Origin of the sequence: Frankia canadensis (assembly GCF_900197875.1) — a bacterium.
Taxonomy (GTDB): domain Bacteria; phylum Actinomycetota; class Actinomycetes; order Frankiales; family Frankiaceae; genus Frankia; species Frankia canadensis.
In genome coordinates this window covers 1-16,511 of sequence record NZ_FZMO01000528.1, presented here as the reverse complement: position 1 = coordinate 16,511, position 16,511 = coordinate 1, and the positions used below count along the sequence as shown (strand labels likewise).

At 72.0% G+C, this 16,511-nt stretch carries 13 protein-coding genes; 7 read left to right on the top strand and 6 right to left on the bottom strand.

Features of this window, described 5'->3' with window-relative positions:
- Positions 1 to 81 precede the first annotated feature (81 nt).
- Both C1A33_RS28345 and C1A33_RS28340 read left to right on the top strand, forming a co-directional pair.
- Positions 82 to 2,724: a helicase-associated domain-containing protein gene (locus C1A33_RS28345; protein ID WP_101834897.1), complete on the top strand. Its 2,643-nt coding sequence runs from the start codon at positions 82 to 84 to the stop codon at positions 2,722 to 2,724.
- 22 nt (positions 2,725 to 2,746) lie between these two features.
- A complete protein-coding gene (locus C1A33_RS28340) occupies positions 2,747 to 2,899 on the top strand; it encodes a methyltransferase domain-containing protein (RefSeq protein ID WP_341477273.1) in 153 nt (50 codons plus the stop codon).
- Between the two features lie 3 nt (positions 2,900 to 2,902).
- On the opposite strand, the gene C1A33_RS28335 is transcribed toward C1A33_RS28340, so the two are convergent.
- Positions 2,903 to 3,910, bottom strand: coding sequence for a LysR family transcriptional regulator (locus tag C1A33_RS28335; RefSeq protein WP_341477272.1), 1,008 nt, complete (start codon positions 3,908 to 3,910; stop codon positions 2,903 to 2,905).
- A gap of 114 nt (positions 3,911 to 4,024) precedes the next feature.
- Here C1A33_RS28335 and C1A33_RS28330 point away from each other — a divergent pair, with 114 nt between their 5' ends.
- Together C1A33_RS28330 and C1A33_RS28325 are read left to right on the top strand one after the other, a co-directional pair.
- Positions 4,025 to 4,825 (top strand): siderophore-interacting protein, encoded by an 801-nt coding sequence (locus C1A33_RS28330; RefSeq protein WP_101834894.1) that lies wholly within the window; start codon positions 4,025 to 4,027, stop codon positions 4,823 to 4,825.
- A gap of 79 nt (positions 4,826 to 4,904) precedes the next feature.
- The gene (locus C1A33_RS28325; RefSeq protein WP_101834892.1) at positions 4,905 to 5,573 is read left to right on the top strand and encodes an O-methyltransferase; all 669 of its coding nucleotides are present in this window, start codon (positions 4,905 to 4,907) and stop codon (positions 5,571 to 5,573) included.
- Positions 5,574 to 5,604: 31 nt separating this feature from the next.
- Here the strand turns inward: C1A33_RS28325 and C1A33_RS28320 are convergent, their stop codons facing one another.
- The gene (locus tag C1A33_RS28320) at positions 5,605 to 5,859 is read right to left on the bottom strand and encodes a type II toxin-antitoxin system RelE family toxin (RefSeq protein ID WP_101834926.1); all 255 of its coding nucleotides are present in this window, start codon (positions 5,857 to 5,859) and stop codon (positions 5,605 to 5,607) included.
- A 28-nt stretch (positions 5,860 to 5,887) separates the two neighbouring features.
- Positions 5,888 to 6,190: a type II toxin-antitoxin system Phd/YefM family antitoxin gene (locus tag C1A33_RS28315; RefSeq protein ID WP_101834890.1), complete on the bottom strand. Its 303-nt coding sequence runs from the start codon at positions 6,188 to 6,190 to the stop codon at positions 5,888 to 5,890.
- A gap of 115 nt (positions 6,191 to 6,305) precedes the next feature.
- Between C1A33_RS28315 and C1A33_RS28310 the strand changes: the two genes are divergently transcribed.
- Positions 6,306 to 8,102 (top strand): M3 family oligoendopeptidase, encoded by a 1,797-nt coding sequence (locus tag C1A33_RS28310; protein WP_101834888.1) that lies wholly within the window; start codon positions 6,306 to 6,308, stop codon positions 8,100 to 8,102.
- Between the two features lie 99 nt (positions 8,103 to 8,201).
- On the opposite strand, the gene C1A33_RS34410 is transcribed toward C1A33_RS28310, so the two are convergent.
- Positions 8,202 to 9,485, bottom strand: a complete 1,284-nt coding sequence (locus tag C1A33_RS34410; RefSeq protein WP_133150867.1) for a hypothetical protein — start codon at positions 9,483 to 9,485, stop codon at positions 8,202 to 8,204.
- On the opposite strand from C1A33_RS34410, the gene C1A33_RS34405 reads away from it, so the two are divergent.
- Positions 9,486 to 10,685 (top strand): hypothetical protein, encoded by a 1,200-nt coding sequence (locus C1A33_RS34405; protein ID WP_133150866.1) that lies wholly within the window; start codon positions 9,486 to 9,488, stop codon positions 10,683 to 10,685.
- Positions 10,686 to 10,956: 271 nt separating this feature from the next.
- Here the strand turns inward: C1A33_RS34405 and C1A33_RS28300 are convergent, their stop codons facing one another.
- Complete coding sequence (locus C1A33_RS28300) at positions 10,957 to 13,806, bottom strand: ATP-binding protein (RefSeq protein ID WP_101834885.1); 2,850 nt, start codon at positions 13,804 to 13,806, stop codon at positions 10,957 to 10,959.
- Positions 13,807 to 13,966: 160 nt separating this feature from the next.
- On the opposite strand from C1A33_RS28300, the gene C1A33_RS28295 reads away from it, so the two are divergent.
- Positions 13,967 to 15,625 carry a diguanylate cyclase domain-containing protein gene (locus C1A33_RS28295; protein WP_243408023.1) on the top strand — a complete coding sequence of 553 codons (1,659 nt, stop codon included), beginning with the start codon at positions 13,967 to 13,969 and terminating at the stop codon, positions 15,623 to 15,625.
- 83 nt (positions 15,626 to 15,708) lie between these two features.
- On the opposite strand, the gene ypfJ is transcribed toward C1A33_RS28295, so the two are convergent.
- The coding region (gene ypfJ, locus C1A33_RS28290) for a KPN_02809 family neutral zinc metallopeptidase (protein WP_101834883.1) at positions 15,709 to 16,511 on the bottom strand (803 nt) is incomplete at its 5' end.

Here is a 16,511-nt window from a genome sequence, read left to right as displayed (position 1 = left end):
CGAGTCGTCGCCGGTGGGCTTTATGTGGCCCGCGAGGGGAGGGTGGGGTCCGGTGCCACGGCGGGTGAAGAATGAGAGGCGATGCCGACCTCATCCTTCGCCGTGTACCTTGCCGGCCTGGAGCCGGAGTCGCTGGCCGCGATCTTCCGGGCCCGCCCGGACGTGCTGCTCACCCCGTCGCCGCGCGGCTTTGAGCAGGTGGCGCAGCGCCTGTGCGACGCGCGTTCCCTCACCTTCGCGCTGGTCAGGATCAATCGGGATGCGCTGCGGGTCGGCACCGCCGCGGCGATGCTGTCGGGGCCACCAACGCCGGCCCGACTGGCAACGCTGCTCAACGCCGCGCCCGACCGGGTTGATGCGGTGATCAGCGATCTGTGCGCCCGTGGACTCGCCTGGCTCAGCCCGCTGGACGGCCCGGGGCCGGACAGCATGCGCTCGGACAGCCCGAGCCTGAGCCCGAGCGGCGCGGGGCCGAGCCCGAGAGGCGCGGGGCCGGGCGGCGGGAGCGATCCGGGTGCGATGATTCTTGAACTTCCGGAGGCGCTGCGCGAGCACTGGCTCGAGCCCGTCGAGGGCCGGCGCACCGCCGCGCAGATCGGCCGCAACGCGCTGGCAGAGGATGTCCGCAACGCGGTGACCGCGCTGGGCGGCGACACCGCGGGCCTGCGCAAGCCGGAACTCATCGCGGCGCTCACCGAGCGGCTGTCCGATCCGCGGCGCGTCGCGTCCATCATCGCGAGGCTTCCCGCGGGTGCCCGCACGATGCTCGACGACCTACGGGCATTCACCCTCGGCGCAATGTTCCACGGCGCTCTCTGGATCGACACGGCTCAGCAGACCGCGCCCCGGGAACGCCGGGCGCTGATCGACGCCGGGCTGTTGATCCCCGTCAACGGGCGTCCGGAGCTGCCCCGCGAGGTCGCCGTCGCGGCCTGGATCGCCGAGGAGGAACTCGGCCTCAGCGGGCCGCCCGACATTCCCCGGCCGACGGTCGATCCGGCCGGCCTGCGCTCCGCCGCCCAGGCCGCCGCACAGGAGGCGGTGCGCGCCGTGACGACCCTCGTCGACGAGGCGTCCGCCGCCCCGATCGCGGGGCTCAAGCGCGGCGGCATCGGTGGGCGCGAACGGGTACGGCTGGCGAAGCGCCTGGCGATGCCGGCGGACGAGCTGTTCCTGTGGATCGACCTCGCCGCGGCGGCCGGCCTGCTCGCGCCCGCCCGCCGAGGCGACACCATCAGCTACGGCCCGGGCCCGCGGCTCGACGGGTGGCGCGAGGAGGCGCCCGCCCAGCAGTGGGCGGCCCTCGCTCTGGGCTGGTTCACGCTGCAGCACGTCTCGTCCCGGCGCGCCCTGGATGAGGAACGTGAGGTCCCGCCGCCGCTGCCGGTCAACTCGGCCGCGGGCATGATCCGCCGTGCCCTGCTCCGCGCCGCGGCCGGCGGTCGGTCGGTGCGGCGCAGCGGCGAGAACGTCGAGTGGTACTTCCCCCTGCACGACTATGAGGAGGAGGAGTGTGAGGACCTGGTCGCCGCATCGATCCAGGAGGCGGAACGACTCGGCGTCGTCGCCGTCGACGTGCTCTCCGGCCTCGGTGAAAGGCTGCTCGCCCAGGCCGACGCGATGGCCGAGCTGGCCGACATCCCACGGCTGCTGGACGCGCACGATGCCGACGACGACGGCGGCGCTGTCCCCGCGGCCCTCCTCGAGGCCATGGTGCGCCTCGGCGACCAGTGCGCCGAGCTGCTGCCGGCGACCCGGACCAGCCTGATCCTCCAGTCCGACCTGACCGCCGTCGTCTCCGGCTCGCCCACCCCGTCGATGGCCCGCGTCCTGCGCGCGGCGGCCGAATCCGAGTCGCGCGGCGCCGCCGGGACGTGGCGGTTCACCCCCACCAGCGTCCGCGCCGCCCTCGACCTCGGCTGGAGCGCCGACGAGCTGCTCACCGAGCTGCGCGCGCTCACCGACCGCGCCCTCCCGCAGGCCCTCGAGTACCTGATCGGCGACGTCGCCCGCCGCCACGGCCACGTCCGGGTCCGCGGGATGCGCAGCGCCATCCTCGGCGATCCGCCGACCGTCACCGAGCTGCTGCACACCCGCGTCCTGAAGAACCTGCACCTCGCCCAGCTCGCCCCCACTGTCCTGTCCAGCCCCGAGGAGTCGGCCACCGTCCTGCGCGAACTGCGCCGCGCCGGCTTCTCCCCCATGCCCGAGGACGCAACCGGAACGATCATTCTTCCCTCCGGCGCCAACCCGCTCGGCCCACCATCCGCCGCCTTCGCCTCCGAGGACGACGACCAGCCTTCCGCCTCCACCGGGCGGCGTTCCTCCAGGCTGTCCGGTGGAGGCTCCTCCGCGCGGGCTGGATCGGGCAGTCCGAGTCGTACAAGCCCCGCGAAGCTCAGGCGGGTCACGCCGGAGGAGCTCGTCGCCCTCCTCCAGGCCGACGAGCACGCGGGCATCCCCGCCATCCTCAGCCCCCTCGCCGTCACCCTCGGCAAGATGGCCACCGCCCTGAACGACAACGAGCTCACCCTGCTCGCCGAGGCCGTCGAATCCCATGGCGACGTCGTCATCGCCTACACCGACAAGCGCGGCTCCCGTTCCCTCCGCCGCATCCGCATCAACGCCCTGTTCGGCCGCTGGCTCGACGCCCACTGCTACCTCCGCAACGCCGGCCGAGAATTCGCCATAGCCAACATCACCGCCGTCAGCCCCGCCGGTTAACGCGACAACCGCGGGCGAGGGCCTGGACATCCTCGACGTAGGCACCGGATCCGGCTACGGCACGGCGCTGCTCGCCCGCAGGTACGGCAGCAGCCAGGTCACGACGATCGACGTCGATCCGCATCTGGTCGCCGCCGCCACGGACCGGCTCGCCGCCCTCGACCTGCAGCGGTGACGACTACCCGCCGGCCGTCGTCGACCAGCTCGACGAGCGCAGGGCGGTGGTGATGGCGGTGCGGACGTGGGCGCGGAGCCAGCGGTGGGGGCCGTCGGCGTCGTAGCGCGGGTGCCAGGCCAGGCAGACGGGCAGGGTCGGCAGGTCAAGATCCAGATCGAGGGCGACCAGACCGGCGCTCGCCAGGCCGACGCGACCGAGACGGCGGGGGGCTATGCCGATGAGGTCGCTCTGGGCGACCAAAGAAAGAGCCACCGTATGCGATGGAACGGTGACGGCAACGGTGCGCCGCAGACCATGGGCGGCCAGCGCCGCGTCCAGCGGGCCTTGGACGCGGCCGCGGCGCGACGCGATGACATGCCGGCCGTCGGCGAGCCGCTCCGGGGTGAGCGGACCGCGGGTGAGCGGATGGCCGGCACGGACGACGGCGACGGCGGCGTCCTCTCCAAGGGCCTCCACGCGGATCTCCGTCGCGGTCGAGTCGATCTGGCCGATCTCCAGATCGGCGGTGCCGTCGCGGAGCGGATCGGCGGACGGCATCGGCTCGGGCAGGAACCGCACGCGCACTGCTGGAGCCGCCGCGGTCAGCCTGTCGAGCAGGTCGACGGCGATCGATGCGACGAGCATGTCGCTGCTGAGGATCGTGAACGTACGCTCGAGTGTCGAGAGATCGGGTTGGCCGACGGGCGCGAAGACGCCGTGAGCCCGTGCCACGAGATCCCGCACCTCAGCCTGGATCGCCAGGGCGCGCGGCGTGGGCAGCATCGTGTTTCCCGACCGCACAAGGATCTGGTCGCCGATGGCCCGGCGGATGCGGCCCAGCGCTCGGCTCACAGCCGGCTCGGTGAGATGAAGCCGGCGAGCGGCGCCACTCACGCTCCGTTCGGCCAGCAGAACGTCGAGCGTGACCAACAGATTCAGGTCGATGCCGGCAAGCGGGCGCCCCATCGGCTGCCCGCGCCCGATGATCAGCGGCGTTGCGGCTGGAACGTCATCCGCCACGGATTGCATCGCGTGCATCGTCCCCTTGCCTCAGTTGCATTTGTCGGCAGATCACGGCACCCCTAGGCTCATCTTAACGAGCTATCGCGATGCGTCGATGACTATCGTCCAGCAGGAGCTGCCATGACTGCCGACTCTCCAGCCACCCCGTCGAGTCACCCGAGCGCTACCCGGCGTCGACTGCTGGATCGCGTGCTGCTGCGCGTGCAGGTGGCCGCCGTCGAGCCGTTGGCCGCGCGCACGCGGCGCATCGTGCTCGCCGGCGCGCCGCTGATCGACCTGCCCTGGACGCCCGGCCAGAGCGTCTCCGTCCTGTTCGTCGATCCCTCCGCTCCCGGCTCATGGCTGCGCAATCCGCGCGACATGAAGCGCAGCTACTCCGTCTGGGACGCGGACCCGACTGCGGGACGCCTGGAGCTCGCCGTCTACGACCACGGCGGCGACTCACCGGGCGCGACCTGGTCACGCACCGTCCAACCCGGCGATGATGTGATCACCACCAAGCCCGACGGCCACCTCACCGCCCGGCCGGACGCGGCCCACCACCTGTTCGTCGGGGACGACACGGCCGCCGTCCCCCTCAGCGCGATCCTGCGTGCCCTGCCGGCTGGCACCGAGGCTCGGGCGATCTTCGAGTGTGACGATCCGGCGGACGAACTGCCACCGCCCGGCGCCCGTGACGCGACCGCGACATTTCGGACCACCTGGGTGCATCGGAAGGGCGCGTCGGCGGCTTCGTCGCCGCTGCTGCCGCGGGCCGTCGCCGAGCTCGACCTGCCCGAACAGCCGGGTGTCGCCTACGTGGCCGGTGAGGCCCGCACCGTCCAGTCGGTCCGCAACCATCTCGTCAACGATCGTGGTTGGCCGCGCCGCGCCGTCCTCACCGAACCGTTCTGGACGCCCGGCAAACGCGGCATGGACTGATCGCCGCCAGCCTCACCGTCGCTCCGCCCCGAAGCACCCACCCAGCACGATCCTCACCAGGAGAAGAGGTCTCCTCAGCATGCCTTCGGCCCTGTACGACCCCGCTGTCCGCACCGTCCTCGACCGTCTCTTCGGCGCCGCGCAGGGGGACGGCTCCCTGATGGCAAGCCTGCTCGCGGGCCTGGCACCCGGCGCGGTCATCGAGCGGATGCCCGCCGCGGAGCTGGCCGATCTGGCTGGCGAGGCGTACCTGCCGGTCGCCCCGGAGGTCGGGACGCTGCTCTACACGCTCGCCCGCGCGAGCCGACCCGCGCTGGTCGTCGAGTTCGGCACGTCATTCGGGATCTCCACGATCCATCTCGCCGCCGCGCTGCGTGACAACGGCAGTGGCCAGATCGTCACCAGCGAGCTGTCGGCCAGCAAGGTGAGGGCGGCGGAGGCGAACGTCGCCGAGGCCGGGCTCGGCGACCTCGTCGACGTCCGCGCCGGCGATGCCCTGGAGACGCTGCGCGACCTGCCCGGCCCGGCCGACCTGGTGCTGCTCGACGGCTGGAACCACATCTACCTGCAGGTCCTGCGCGTCCTCGAACCAAACCTGCGGCCGGGAACGTTGATCATCGCCGACGACACGGTCCGGTTCGCCGACGAGACCCGCGACTACCTCGACCACGTCCAGGACCCCGCGAACGGTTACACGACCGTCCACCTCCCCCTCGACGACGGCCTCACCCTCTCCACCCGCCACTGACCTGCGACCGCGCCCGGGCAGGCAGGCGAGGTCAACGCGAACGGTAGGCGTCCGAGCGATGCTCGATCGCGGTCACGAGGACTACGCGATGTTCCTCGTCGATCTCGTACAGCACGCGATATCCGCCTCTGCGCGCGGACCAGGTGCCCTCGAACGGCGGCAGGAGAAGCCGTTTGCCAAGGCGATGCGGATTCTCGAGCAGAGTCGTCGTGATGAACTCGTAGACCGCCGCGGCGACCTTCTCGGGCAGCCTGCCGGCCAGCGCGCGCGCCGCCGGCCCCGCCACCCGCAGCTCGAAAGGGCGCAGAGCGGGTTCAGCCACTGCCGGGCGGCAGGCTCGCGGAACGCCCGCGCTTCGCCATCAGCGCGGCCAGTTCCTCGGCGTCGAGAACGTCCCCGGACTCGACCGCCTCCTGGGACTCCGCGAGTTGACGCATTGCTTCCCGGCTCGCCAGGACGTCGAGGGTCTCCTCCAGAGCGGCGAGATCGTCGGGGGAGATCAGTATCGCGACCGCCTGGCCGTGCCGGGTGATCTCCACGCGCTCGTGCGTGCGCTCCACGTCGTCGAGGATCTCGGACAGCCGGTTACGCGCCTCGGTGAAAGGAAGCACGGTCATGGCGTCGAGGATACCGGTAACTGGCGTGAACTCAAGGCAGTTCAGTGGCTCCGGGCGTCTGCTGGCCCGACCGTCCTTCCCAGGCGAGCCGGGCGGGAGTGGGTAGCCTGCGGGGATGGTGGGTGTGACGCAGGATGATCCCTCGCTGGACGATGTCGCCTGGGATCTTGGGCCGCTGCTCGACGGGGGCGGCGAGGAGCAGGTCGACGTACAGCTCGCGGACGCACGGGCGCGGGCCGAGGCGTTCGCCGCGCGGTATGCCGGGAAGGTCGCCGAGCTGGACGGGCCGGGGCTGGTGGACGCCGTCGGTGAACTGGCGGCGATCTACGAGCTGATCGGCAAGGCCGGCGGGTACGCGTCGCTGCGCTTCTCCACCGACACGGCCGAACCGGCGCGCGGCGCGATGCTGCAGAAGGTCCGCGAGGGCTCCACCTCGATCCACACCGCGCTGCTGTTCTTCGGCCTCGAATGGGCCGCGCTGGACGACGAGACGGCCGAGCGACTGCTCGCCGCCGACGGTCTCGACCAGGCCCGGCACTACCTGCGGATGGAGCGCCGCTACCGGCAGCACCTGCTCAGCGAGCCGGAGGAGAAGCTGCTCACCGAGAAGTCGGTCACCGGGGCGGGGGCTTGGGGGCGGCTCTTCTCCGAGCAGGTCTCGGCGATCACGGTGGACGGCCAGCCCCTCGACGTGGCGCTGAGCCGGCTGGCGTCCGCCGACCGCGAGGTCCGCCGCGCCACCGCCGAGGCCGTCACGACGGCGCTGGCCCCAGGTCTGCGCACCCGGGCCTACATCTTCAACACCCTGCTGCACGACAAGGCGGTCAACGACCGGCTGCGCGGCTACCCGACCTGGCTGTCGAGCCGCAACCTCGCCAACGAGGTGTCCGACGAATCCGTCCAGGCGCTGATCACCGCGGTCCGCGGCCGCTACGACATCCCGCAGCGCTGGTACCGGCTCAAGGCCCGGATCCTGGGCCTGCCGAAGCTCGCCGACCACGACCGGTCGGCGGCCGTGACCGCCGACGCCGACGAGCACTACGGTTGGGTCGAGTCCCGCGACCTGGTGCTCGACTCGTTCGGCTCGTTCTCGCCGGAGATGGAGCGGGTCGCCCGCCGGTTCTTCGACGAGAACTGGATCGACGCGCCCGTCCGGCCGGGCAAACGGGGCGGTGCGTTCGCGAGCTCCGCCGTCCCGTCGGTGCACCCGTATGTGATGCTGAACTTCACCTCGCGGCGCCGTGACGTGCTCACTCTCGCCCACGAGCTCGGCCACGGCATCCACTTCGCGCTCGCCGAGAAGCAGGGCATCCTGCAGCAGAGCACGCCCCTGACGGTGGCCGAGACGGCGTCGGTGTTCGGCGAGACGATCGTGTTCAACCGGCTGCTGGAGCGGGCGGGCGACGCCGAGTCGCGCCTCGCGCTGCTGGCGGAGTCGATCGAGGGGGCGATCGCGACCGTCTTCCGCCAGACCGCGATGAACCAGTTCGAGGAGGCCGTGCACGGCGCGCGTCGCACCGAGGGCGAGCTGTCGGTGGAACGGTTCAACGAGGCGTGGGCGTCCACCCAGCTTGACCTGTTCGGCGACGCGGTCGAACTGACCGACGGCTACCGCACCTGGTGGAGCTACGTGCCGCACTTCATCGGCACCCCCGGCTACGTGTACGCCTACGCGTACGGGCAGCTGCTGGCGCTGTCGGTGTACCAGCGCTACGTCGAGGAGGGGGCGTCGTTCGTGCCTCGCTACCTGGAGATGCTCGGCGCGGGCGGATCGCGGCTGCCCGAGGACCTGGGTCGTGTCGTCGGGATCGACCTGACCGACCCGGGATTCTGGTCCGCCGGCCTCGACCTCGTCGAAGCCCAGCTGCGCGCCGCCGAGACCGCCGCCCGGGAGGCTGGACGGATCAGCTGACGCGACGATCCGGGCGGGGCCGCCGCGGCTGGGACCACGGACAGGCCCCGCCCACGGCGTCCCCGACCCCTCCCGGAGACGCCCTGATCGGCCGCGGCGTCAGGACGCGGACACGATGCCGTCCCCATCGACCGGCGGCTCGTCCGTCGGCACGAATCCGCCGTTGCCGGGCTCACCGTCGACCGAGGCGACGGCCTCGCCGTCCCGCTGACCGCGGGCCGCCCAGCCGGCCCACCATCCCCGCTCGTACGCGGACGGCGGCGCGAAGGACGTCTGCTCACCGGCTCCGGCCAGCGCACTCGTCTCGGTCGTTCCACCGGAGTCAGACGCCGAGTCCGGAGCGATCACGTCGCCGCCAACGCTGTCTCCGTCCGGGCCGTCGCCACCGGGGAGTCGAGCGGGATCGCAGGTCGGCAGGCTGGTGTCCGTGCCCCAGGCCTTCGAGCCGAAGGGCGATGGTTCCTCCGCGATGCCGGCCGCGCCACCGAGAACGGGCGCGGTGATCGTCGTGCCGCTGTTGGTGACGGTATTGGTGAAACCGCCGACCGTCGTGCCGCCCGCGGTGACGCCACCGAACCCCGCGGTGGTGCCGCCCGCCGTGTTCCCCGTCCCGCCGACGATGCCGGTACCGCCGACGGTCGGCCCGCCGATGCCGATCGTCACACTGCCGATGATCAGGTCGTCGAAACGGCGGCCCTTGTCGCCGAACCAGTCGTCGTCATCGTTGCGGAACCAGTCGTCCTGACGGTCGGCCTGGTCGATTCGCTCCGCCAGCGGCACGCCACCCCCCGCGGTACCGCCCGGGGTGCACAGCGGATCCAGCGAAGGCCACCATGTCGACGCGCCGGGATCATACTGGTAACTGAGCGCATAGCACGTCGTCGGGTCCGTCGGGTTGGTGGAGCTCGGATTCTGTGTGGACGTGCCCCCGCCATTGACCGGTTCCGGGTCACCCGGACGGTAACAGATCGGTACCGTCAGGGAACGAAGACTTTTCTGACCCGCATACCGGGCCTCGCCACCGTTTTCCGTCCCGGCTGTCGCGGCCGACGCGGGCGAGGCCAGAAGGACGGCCGCAGCCGAAATCCCACCTGTCAACAACAGGCCGGTCGAACATCTTTTGATATGCATGTGGCTCCTCTTCGCGCGCAGGTCAGGGACCAGCTCCGCGAGATCGTAGCCAGCAGAAGCATCGAAGAGGCCGCGCCTTCGTTCCGCGTGTCCGCCGCGGAAGGCGGGTAGCTCACGTCCAGGAAGAACTGATACGTAGTCACTCAGCAGCGGGGTTTCGGAGCCAATCCGCCGGCCCGGTTTCGACGAATCCGAGGCCGCGTGAATGTCCTGACTCCGGACATGATGGCGGCCCTTGCCCCGGTCCGGCACATGACGATGCATGTGGTCCGCCCGAGGAAAGGGCCGCCGCTGTCCGTGGAGCACATGGGTCAGATGCCCGCCGGAACGCGAGTGTTATCCGACGCTGGTGCCGCCGGCCGTGTTTCCGCCGCCGCCACCGCCGCCGCCGACAGTGGTCCCACCCGCGGTGTTCCCACCGCCAGGCCCACCACCAACCGTCGTACCACCAGCAGTATTACCTCCACCACCGCCGCCACCGACCGTGGTTCCACCAGCGGTATTACCACCGCCACCGCCACCGACAGTGGTCCCGCCAGCCGTGTTCCCACCGCCAGGCCCACCACCAACCGTCGTACCACCAGCAGTATTACCACCACCGCCACCGCCACCGACAGTGGTCCCGCCAGCCGTGTTCCCACCGCCAGGCCCACCACCAACCGTCGTACCACCAGCAGTATTACCACCACCACCGCCGCCACCGACCGTGGTTCCACCAGCGGTGTTACCACCACCGCCACCAACCGTCGTTCCACCGGCCGTGTTACCGCCACCACCGCCGCCACCGACCGTCGTTCCACCAGCGGTGTTACCGACGAAGGGGAAGGTCCGGATAAGGGTGTTGCGCGAACCGAATCGTCCGACGCTCGTGCCACCCGCCGTGTTTCGACGGAATCCACCCACGGTGGTTCCACCAGCAGTATTACCACCACCGCCACCGACCGTCGTTCCACCGGCGGTATTACCGCCACCACCACCACCGACCGTCGTACCACCAGCGGTATTACCACCACCGCCGCCAACCGTCGTACCACCGGCCGTGTTACCGCCACCACCACCGCCGCCGACCGTCGTACCACCAGCGGTATTACCACCACCGCCGCCAACCGTCGTACCACCAGCGGTGTTACCGCCACCAGGACCGCCACCAACCGTCGTACCACCGGCCGTGTTACCGCCACCGCCACCAACGGTCGTACCACCGGCCGTGTTACCGCCACCGCCACCGACCGTCGTACCACCGGCGGTGTTACCGGTACCGCTGACCGAGGTGCCGCCGGCGGTGTTCCCCTGGGCGACCGCAGGCGGCACGACACCGATGGCAATACTCGCTGGAATCGCAGCCAGCATCACACAGGCTCGCTTCTTCAGAGTCATGACGCTCCTCACATCGCTATCGCGTCCCCGCGGATCCCTCCGTGCGTTGCTCCGCAAGGCGTGGCAGGGCCGTGACGACCCCCGGCTGTCATCCCCGGGCGGAGGCCGGGATGTAAGGGATGGCGGAGTCGATCCACCGGGAACGGCAGACCAAGGAACCCTGGGCCACCCCGGGGTCGCGGTTAAACCCCTGGATTTCCCGGGGCCGGGATGCGGTTCGTCCGGAAAGATTCGCGGGCAACCCTGGGTGGAGCTCGGCGCCGATCTGCCCGATTCGGCTCATCATCGGACATGACGGATCCCGAAAGCCCCGCCTATGACGAACGACCGGCCGGCCTGCGAACCGTCAGCCCTCGCGTGCCGTGAGGTCGGGCGGCAGGGCCGCGGCGAGTTCGTGGCGCGAGCGCAGGCCGAGCTTGGCGTAGACATTCCCCAGGTGATATTCGATCGTCTTGACGCTGAGCACCAGCTCGCGCGCGACGACCGCGTTGGAGCGGCCGGTCGCCGCGAGCCTCGCCACCCGGATTTCCTGCGGGGTGAGGGCGTCGAGCGCGCCGCGCTGGCGACGCGGCGACAATCGGCCGCACCCCGCCAGTTTGTGATTACATAGCGTGACATACGGCTCGGCGCCGAGCGATCCGAACCGGTCACGGGCCGTCTCCAGCAGGTCCGCCGCGGCGGGCATCTGCCCGTCTCGCAGCAGCAGCGCCCCGTGGTGGAACTCCAGCAGCGCCCGCTCGAACGGCAACGGCAGCCCGGCCGCCAGTTCCAGGGCGTCCCGGTAGGTCCGGTCGGCCTGCTCCTCGCGGCCGTCGGCGATCTCCACCGCCGCCTGGGCTCGGAGGCAGGACAGCAGCTCCGAACGTCGGCCGCGGCGCTCGACGGCCGCTTCGAAGGGCCGGAGGATGGCCGTTGCCTCCCGCGGACGGCCGGTCTGGGCGAGCGCCTCGGCGAGCAGAGGGCGCCAGAGCATCCATCGCGGTTCCGACGGTTCCTGACGATCAAAGGTGCGATGACTCTCCACCGCGGCGACACACGCCTCGGGATCACTGCGGGCACGCGCGGCCCACAGTCTCGCCCTCATCACCGCCGCTTCGGTGTAGGGAACGGCGGAGCTGGGAAGCCGGGCCGCGCGCTCCAGATGCTCGTGCGCCTTCGGGCTGCCGCGCGCCGCCAGTGGGCAGGCCGCGGCCGCGTGGCACGCCGCGAGCAGCCAACCCTGTCCGGCGGACGTGGCGACGGCCACCGCGGTCTCGGCATGCGCGATCGCCGCGTCCCAGCTGCCGAGCAGGAACTCGGTTTCGGCAAGCTGGATGAGCGCGAACAGTCCGGCGGGAACCTTCCACTCCTGGCCGCTGCTGACCGCCATCGCCTGCAGGAACGCCTCCCGTGCCGCGGGCAGGTCGTCCGCCGCCAGGCGCACGACGCCGCGCCCGACCAGACCGTCGGGTGGCAGGTGCCACGCCTCGCCGACCGGCGGGCCGGCGGGATCCCGCTCCGGCACCGGCACGTCGGCGGCGAGGCGAGCGGCCTCGTCGCGGGCGCCGGCGTCGGACAGCGAGAGGATGAGCATGTCGAGCAGATGGGTGGGGTCGCCCAGTGGAGCGGGGCCGAGTTCCAGCGCCCGCCGTCCCCACTGCGCGGCGACGGCGACGTCGCCGTTCGAGAAGTGGCAGCACGCCAGCTGCTCCCCGATGGCGCGCGCCAGCGCGGGCCGCAGGCCCGGGTTTACCGCGAGCCAGGCCCGGCCGAGGTGCGCGGTCGCCTCCGGCAGCGAACCGCGCAGCATCGCCAGCCGGCCCCGGAGGTAGCCGCCGCGCGAGTCGTCGAGCAGGCCCGCGAGATCGGCCAGCAGGCTGCCCGCGTAGGCGAGCTCGCCGCCCCACAGCAGGTAGTCCAGGGCGTCGGTGAACCGCTGTTCCCGGGCCGCCCGGTGGGGGCTGAGCCGGACCGCGGCGAGGAGATGATCCGCCGCCGGGCGCCAGCGGCCACCCGTCGCGAGCTTGCGGGCGGCGCCCTCGACCTCCATGGCCAGTGCCTCGTCGGGCACCACCGCCGCGACCACCCGGTGCCAGAGCCGGGCCCGCGGATCGTCTATCAGGCAGGCCGCGCGCAGGTGCAGCTCCGAGCGCTGAGCCAGCCCGATGCCGTGGTAGACGGCGGAGCGCACGAGTGGCTCGGTGAAGGCGACCATCCGGTCGACGGCGGTCGTCTTCTCGGTGAGCAGCGCGACCGCGACGGCTCCCTCCAGGGCGAGCGCCGGATCGTCCACCATGGCGATCCCGGCGGCGTCGGCGAGCCGGCAGGTCGGGCCGATCACGGCGGCGGCGTCGATCAGGCGCCGGACCTCGTCGGGGCAGGCGGCCAGCCGGGCCAGCACGTCCTGGGCCAGCGCGCTCGACGCGGGCAGCGGATCGGCGCCGTTGTCGAGCGCCTGCGGGGGCAGCTCCTCCAGCAGGGCCCGTGCGTGCAGGATGTTGCCGCCGGTCAGGGCGTGCAGGCGGGCGGCCGCCCACGGCGAGAGGCCGTCGACGGGCAGCTTGTCGGCGAGGGTGCGCAGTTCGTCCGGGTCGAGCCCGGTGAGCCGCAGCGTGCTCGCGAGCTCGGTGACCAGGTGACGCAGCCCGTCGGCCAGCTCCGGTGGCGCCCCGGCCATCGCGAGGACGCACAGCACCCGCTCGCCGCGCAGCCGGCGCAGCGCGACGGCGAGGGCCTGCTGGGAGCACTCGTCGGCCCAGTGGACGTCGTCGATGAGCAGGACGACCGGCCGGCCGCCGGCGAGCAGCCGCCGGACAAGCCGCAGCACGGTCAGGCCGACCTCGGCGACCTGGCTCTGACTCGCCCCGTCGCCCGGGGCGGCCGTTCCTCCGGCGGCGGCCGGAACGCCCGGCACGGCGCAGGTCGCCGACCCCGGCTCCGCTCCCGGCCTCGGCCGGCGAGGTGGCCGGGACGACTCGTCACCGACCGTGGTCAGGAACTGGGAGACGACGCCGAACGCGACCGTCGCCTCGGCCCGGTCGGCGCTGGCCATCAGGACATGCTCGGAGTCGAGTCCGGCCAGGAAGGCGCGCAGCAGCGTCGTCTTGCCCATCCCCGGTTCCCCGTGGACGACGACGAGCCCCAGCCGCCCGGTGCTCGCCTGTGCCAGCTGCTCCGCGAGGGTCTGAAGCTGCGGGGCCCTGCCTACCAGCTCCATCGGATCCTCCCGAGAAGGCGCCGCAGGTAGAGGTACCCAGTCAGACCGGCCGGGAGACGTCCGGTGCGGAGGTGATGCGGACGGACCACCCCCGCCAGGCAACGCCGGCCGAGACGCGCCGATGCGTGGTGTAACGGGGACCGCCCGGGGGTAGCTGGCGATGGGGGGTACGAACGGTGTGGAGGCGTCTCAACGGGTCCCACGGGACCAGTCCGGCGCCCGCGGTCCGGCCGACACGGCCGCGGGCGCCGTCGGCGCGTCGGTGACGCTCCCGATGTTCGCGTCCGGTGGCGAGGTCGGGCGGCTGGCGGCGACCCTCGACTGGTCGGTCACCGACCTCGGGCCCGTGTGCGACTGGCCCCTGACACTACGAACCATGGTGACGTTCTGCCTGGAATGCCGCTTCCCGATGCACATCCTGTGGGGCCCGGGCCTCATCCAGCTGTACAACGACGCGTTGATCGCCCAGATCGGCGAGAAGCACCCGGCCGCCCTCGGCCGGCCGTTCTTCGAGGCCTTCTCGGAACTGCGCGGGGACCTGGCGCCCATGATCGCCGGGGTGGTGGCCGGCCATGGCTCCGTACTGCGCCAGGACCACCTGACGGCGTTGGATCGGTACGGCTATCTGGAAGAGTGCTACTTCACGTACTCCTGCAGCCCCATCCGGGACCCTTCCGGCAACGCGGTCCTCGGTGTTCTCTTCACCTCGCAGGACACCACCCGTCGCGTCCTCACCGCGCGCCGGCTGGCCTGTCTGCGCGAACTCGCCGGCACCCTGAGCGGCCAGTCGTCCCCTCGCGAGGTCTTCGTGCACGCCGCGGCCAGTCTGGCCCGCAATGCGGCGGACGTCCCCTACTGCCTGGTCCTCGTTCCCGGACCCGGCGACGAGGACCCGCTGGTGCCCGTCGCCACGGGCGGCCTGGACGCGGCCGCCCGGCCCGGCGTGACCACGCGCGCCCTCCCGCAGGGACCTGTCCCCGAGCTGACGGACACGCTGGCCATGGGCCAGACCCGGCAGGTCGGCAGCGTCCTGGAGCGGTTCGGCCTGCGGCGCCAGGACGAGACCCCACCGTCGACGGCGGCGCTCGTCACGCCGCTGGCAGAGAGCGAGACCAGCGCGCTACTCGTCACCGGTATGAGTGCCGAGCTTCCCGTCGACCGCGACTACCGCACTTTTGTCGCACTGGCCGCCAGCCAGATCGCCGCGGCCGCAGCCACGGCCCGGTCCGTCGAGCGAGAACGGGTGACGGCGAAGGAGGCCCGCCGTCGAGCCCTGCTCGACGGGTTGACCGGCCTGCCCAACCGCACCGCGATGTTCGAGCGACTGGATCGGGCGGTCGAGACGGCGCGGCTGACGGGCAGGCACGTCGGATGCCTGTTCGTCGATCTCGACGGGTTCAAGGAGGTGAACGACACTCTGGGCCATCAGGCTGGCGACGAGCTGCTGTGCGAGGTGGCGGCTCGGTTGCGCCAGGTCGTCCGCCCCCGCGACACGGTCGCCCGGATCTCCGGCGACGAGTTCGTCGTGCTGTGCGAGGACGTCACGTCCGACGAGTCCGTCGAGGCCATCGCCGCCCGGCTGGTCGACGGCCTCACGATTCGCCGGCGCGCCGGCCCGCGCGAGATCATGGTGACCGCGAGTGTGGGGCTCGCGACGACCGGCCCGCGCGTCGTCACCTCCGACGACCTCGTGGGCGCCGCCGACCACGCGATGTACGCCGCCAAACGGCGCGGCAGAGACTGCTGGCAGCGCTACGGAACGACATCGGACCTGCCCTACCACCACGTGTTCGGGCCGTCCGGTCACCGGGCCGACTGAGCGCCCAGCCGCGGCCGGTGTGGCGGTGGCGGGTGGAGGCCTGGGCTGGAGCCCGCGCTCGGGCGGGCCCGGGCAGCCGCCGGTCAGCTGTGCGGCACGGTGCCGCAGGAGGACATGGTGGCGCCGCGGTAGCCGGTCAGGAAGGCGGTCCTGCGCTGCTGGGCGGAGCCGTGCGTCCAGGTCTCGGGGTTGACGTCGCCGGCGCGGGCCTGGATGCGATCGTCGCCGACGGCCTGGGCGGCGCCGAGGGCCTCGTCGAGGTCGGCCTCTCCGATGGTGACGTTGCCGCCCGTGTTCGCCAGCGTGCTCCACACCCCGGCGTAGCAGTCGGCCTGCAGTTCGAGTTGGACGCTGAGCGCGTTCTCCTGGGACGGGTTCGCCTGCTGCGCCTGGCGGACGCGGGACTCGGTGCCGGTCAGCGTCTGCAGGTGGTGCCCGACCTCGTGCGCGACGATGTAGGCCTGCGCGTACCGGCCCTGCGCGCCGAACCGCTGCTGCAGCTGGTCCAGGAAGCCGAGGTCGATGTACACCCGCCGGTCCGGCGGGCAGTAGAACGGCCCGACCTGCGAGGACGCGGTCCCGCAACCGGTGCGTACCGCCTGGGAGAAGTAGACGAGCCTGGGCTTCGCGTAGGTCTGGCCGGAACGGGCGAACTGCGCGCCCCACACCTCGTTGACCTCGTTGAACGCCTTGAGCACGAAGCAGTCGTCGTCCCGGTCGATCGCTCCCGCGGTGTTGCACCGTCTGGCGACGTCACCGGCCGTCTGGCCGGCGGGGCCCGACAGCGGCGCGCCGCCCGACCCTGTCCCCCCGCCGCCGAGCACGGTGACGAGCAGGTAGATGACGACGCCGATCACCCCGGCGCCGCCCCCGCCGACCGCGATCC

What these genes read in the sequence shown, in the direction of transcription:
- C1A33_RS28345 (WP_101834897.1), top strand. Translation starts at nt 82, where the DNA reads ATGCCGACCTCATCCTTCGCCGTGTACCTTGCCGGCCTGGAGCCGGAG.
- C1A33_RS28335 (WP_341477272.1), bottom strand. Translation starts at nt 3,910, where the DNA reads ATGCAATCCGTGGCGGATGACGTTCCAGCCGCAACGCCGCTGATCATC.
- C1A33_RS28330 (WP_101834894.1), top strand. Translation starts at nt 4,025, where the DNA reads ATGACTGCCGACTCTCCAGCCACCCCGTCGAGTCACCCGAGCGCTACC.
- C1A33_RS28325 (WP_101834892.1), top strand. Translation starts at nt 4,905, where the DNA reads ATGCCTTCGGCCCTGTACGACCCCGCTGTCCGCACCGTCCTCGACCGT.
- C1A33_RS28315 (WP_101834890.1), bottom strand. Translation starts at nt 6,190, where the DNA reads ATGACCGTGCTTCCTTTCACCGAGGCGCGTAACCGGCTGTCCGAGATC.
- C1A33_RS28310 (WP_101834888.1), top strand. Translation starts at nt 6,306, where the DNA reads ATGGTGGGTGTGACGCAGGATGATCCCTCGCTGGACGATGTCGCCTGG.
- C1A33_RS34405 (WP_133150866.1), top strand. Translation starts at nt 9,486, where the DNA reads ATGACGATGCATGTGGTCCGCCCGAGGAAAGGGCCGCCGCTGTCCGTG.
- C1A33_RS28300 (WP_101834885.1), bottom strand. Translation starts at nt 13,806, where the DNA reads ATGGAGCTGGTAGGCAGGGCCCCGCAGCTTCAGACCCTCGCGGAGCAG.
- C1A33_RS28295 (WP_243408023.1), top strand. Translation starts at nt 13,967, where the DNA reads ATGGGGGGTACGAACGGTGTGGAGGCGTCTCAACGGGTCCCACGGGAC.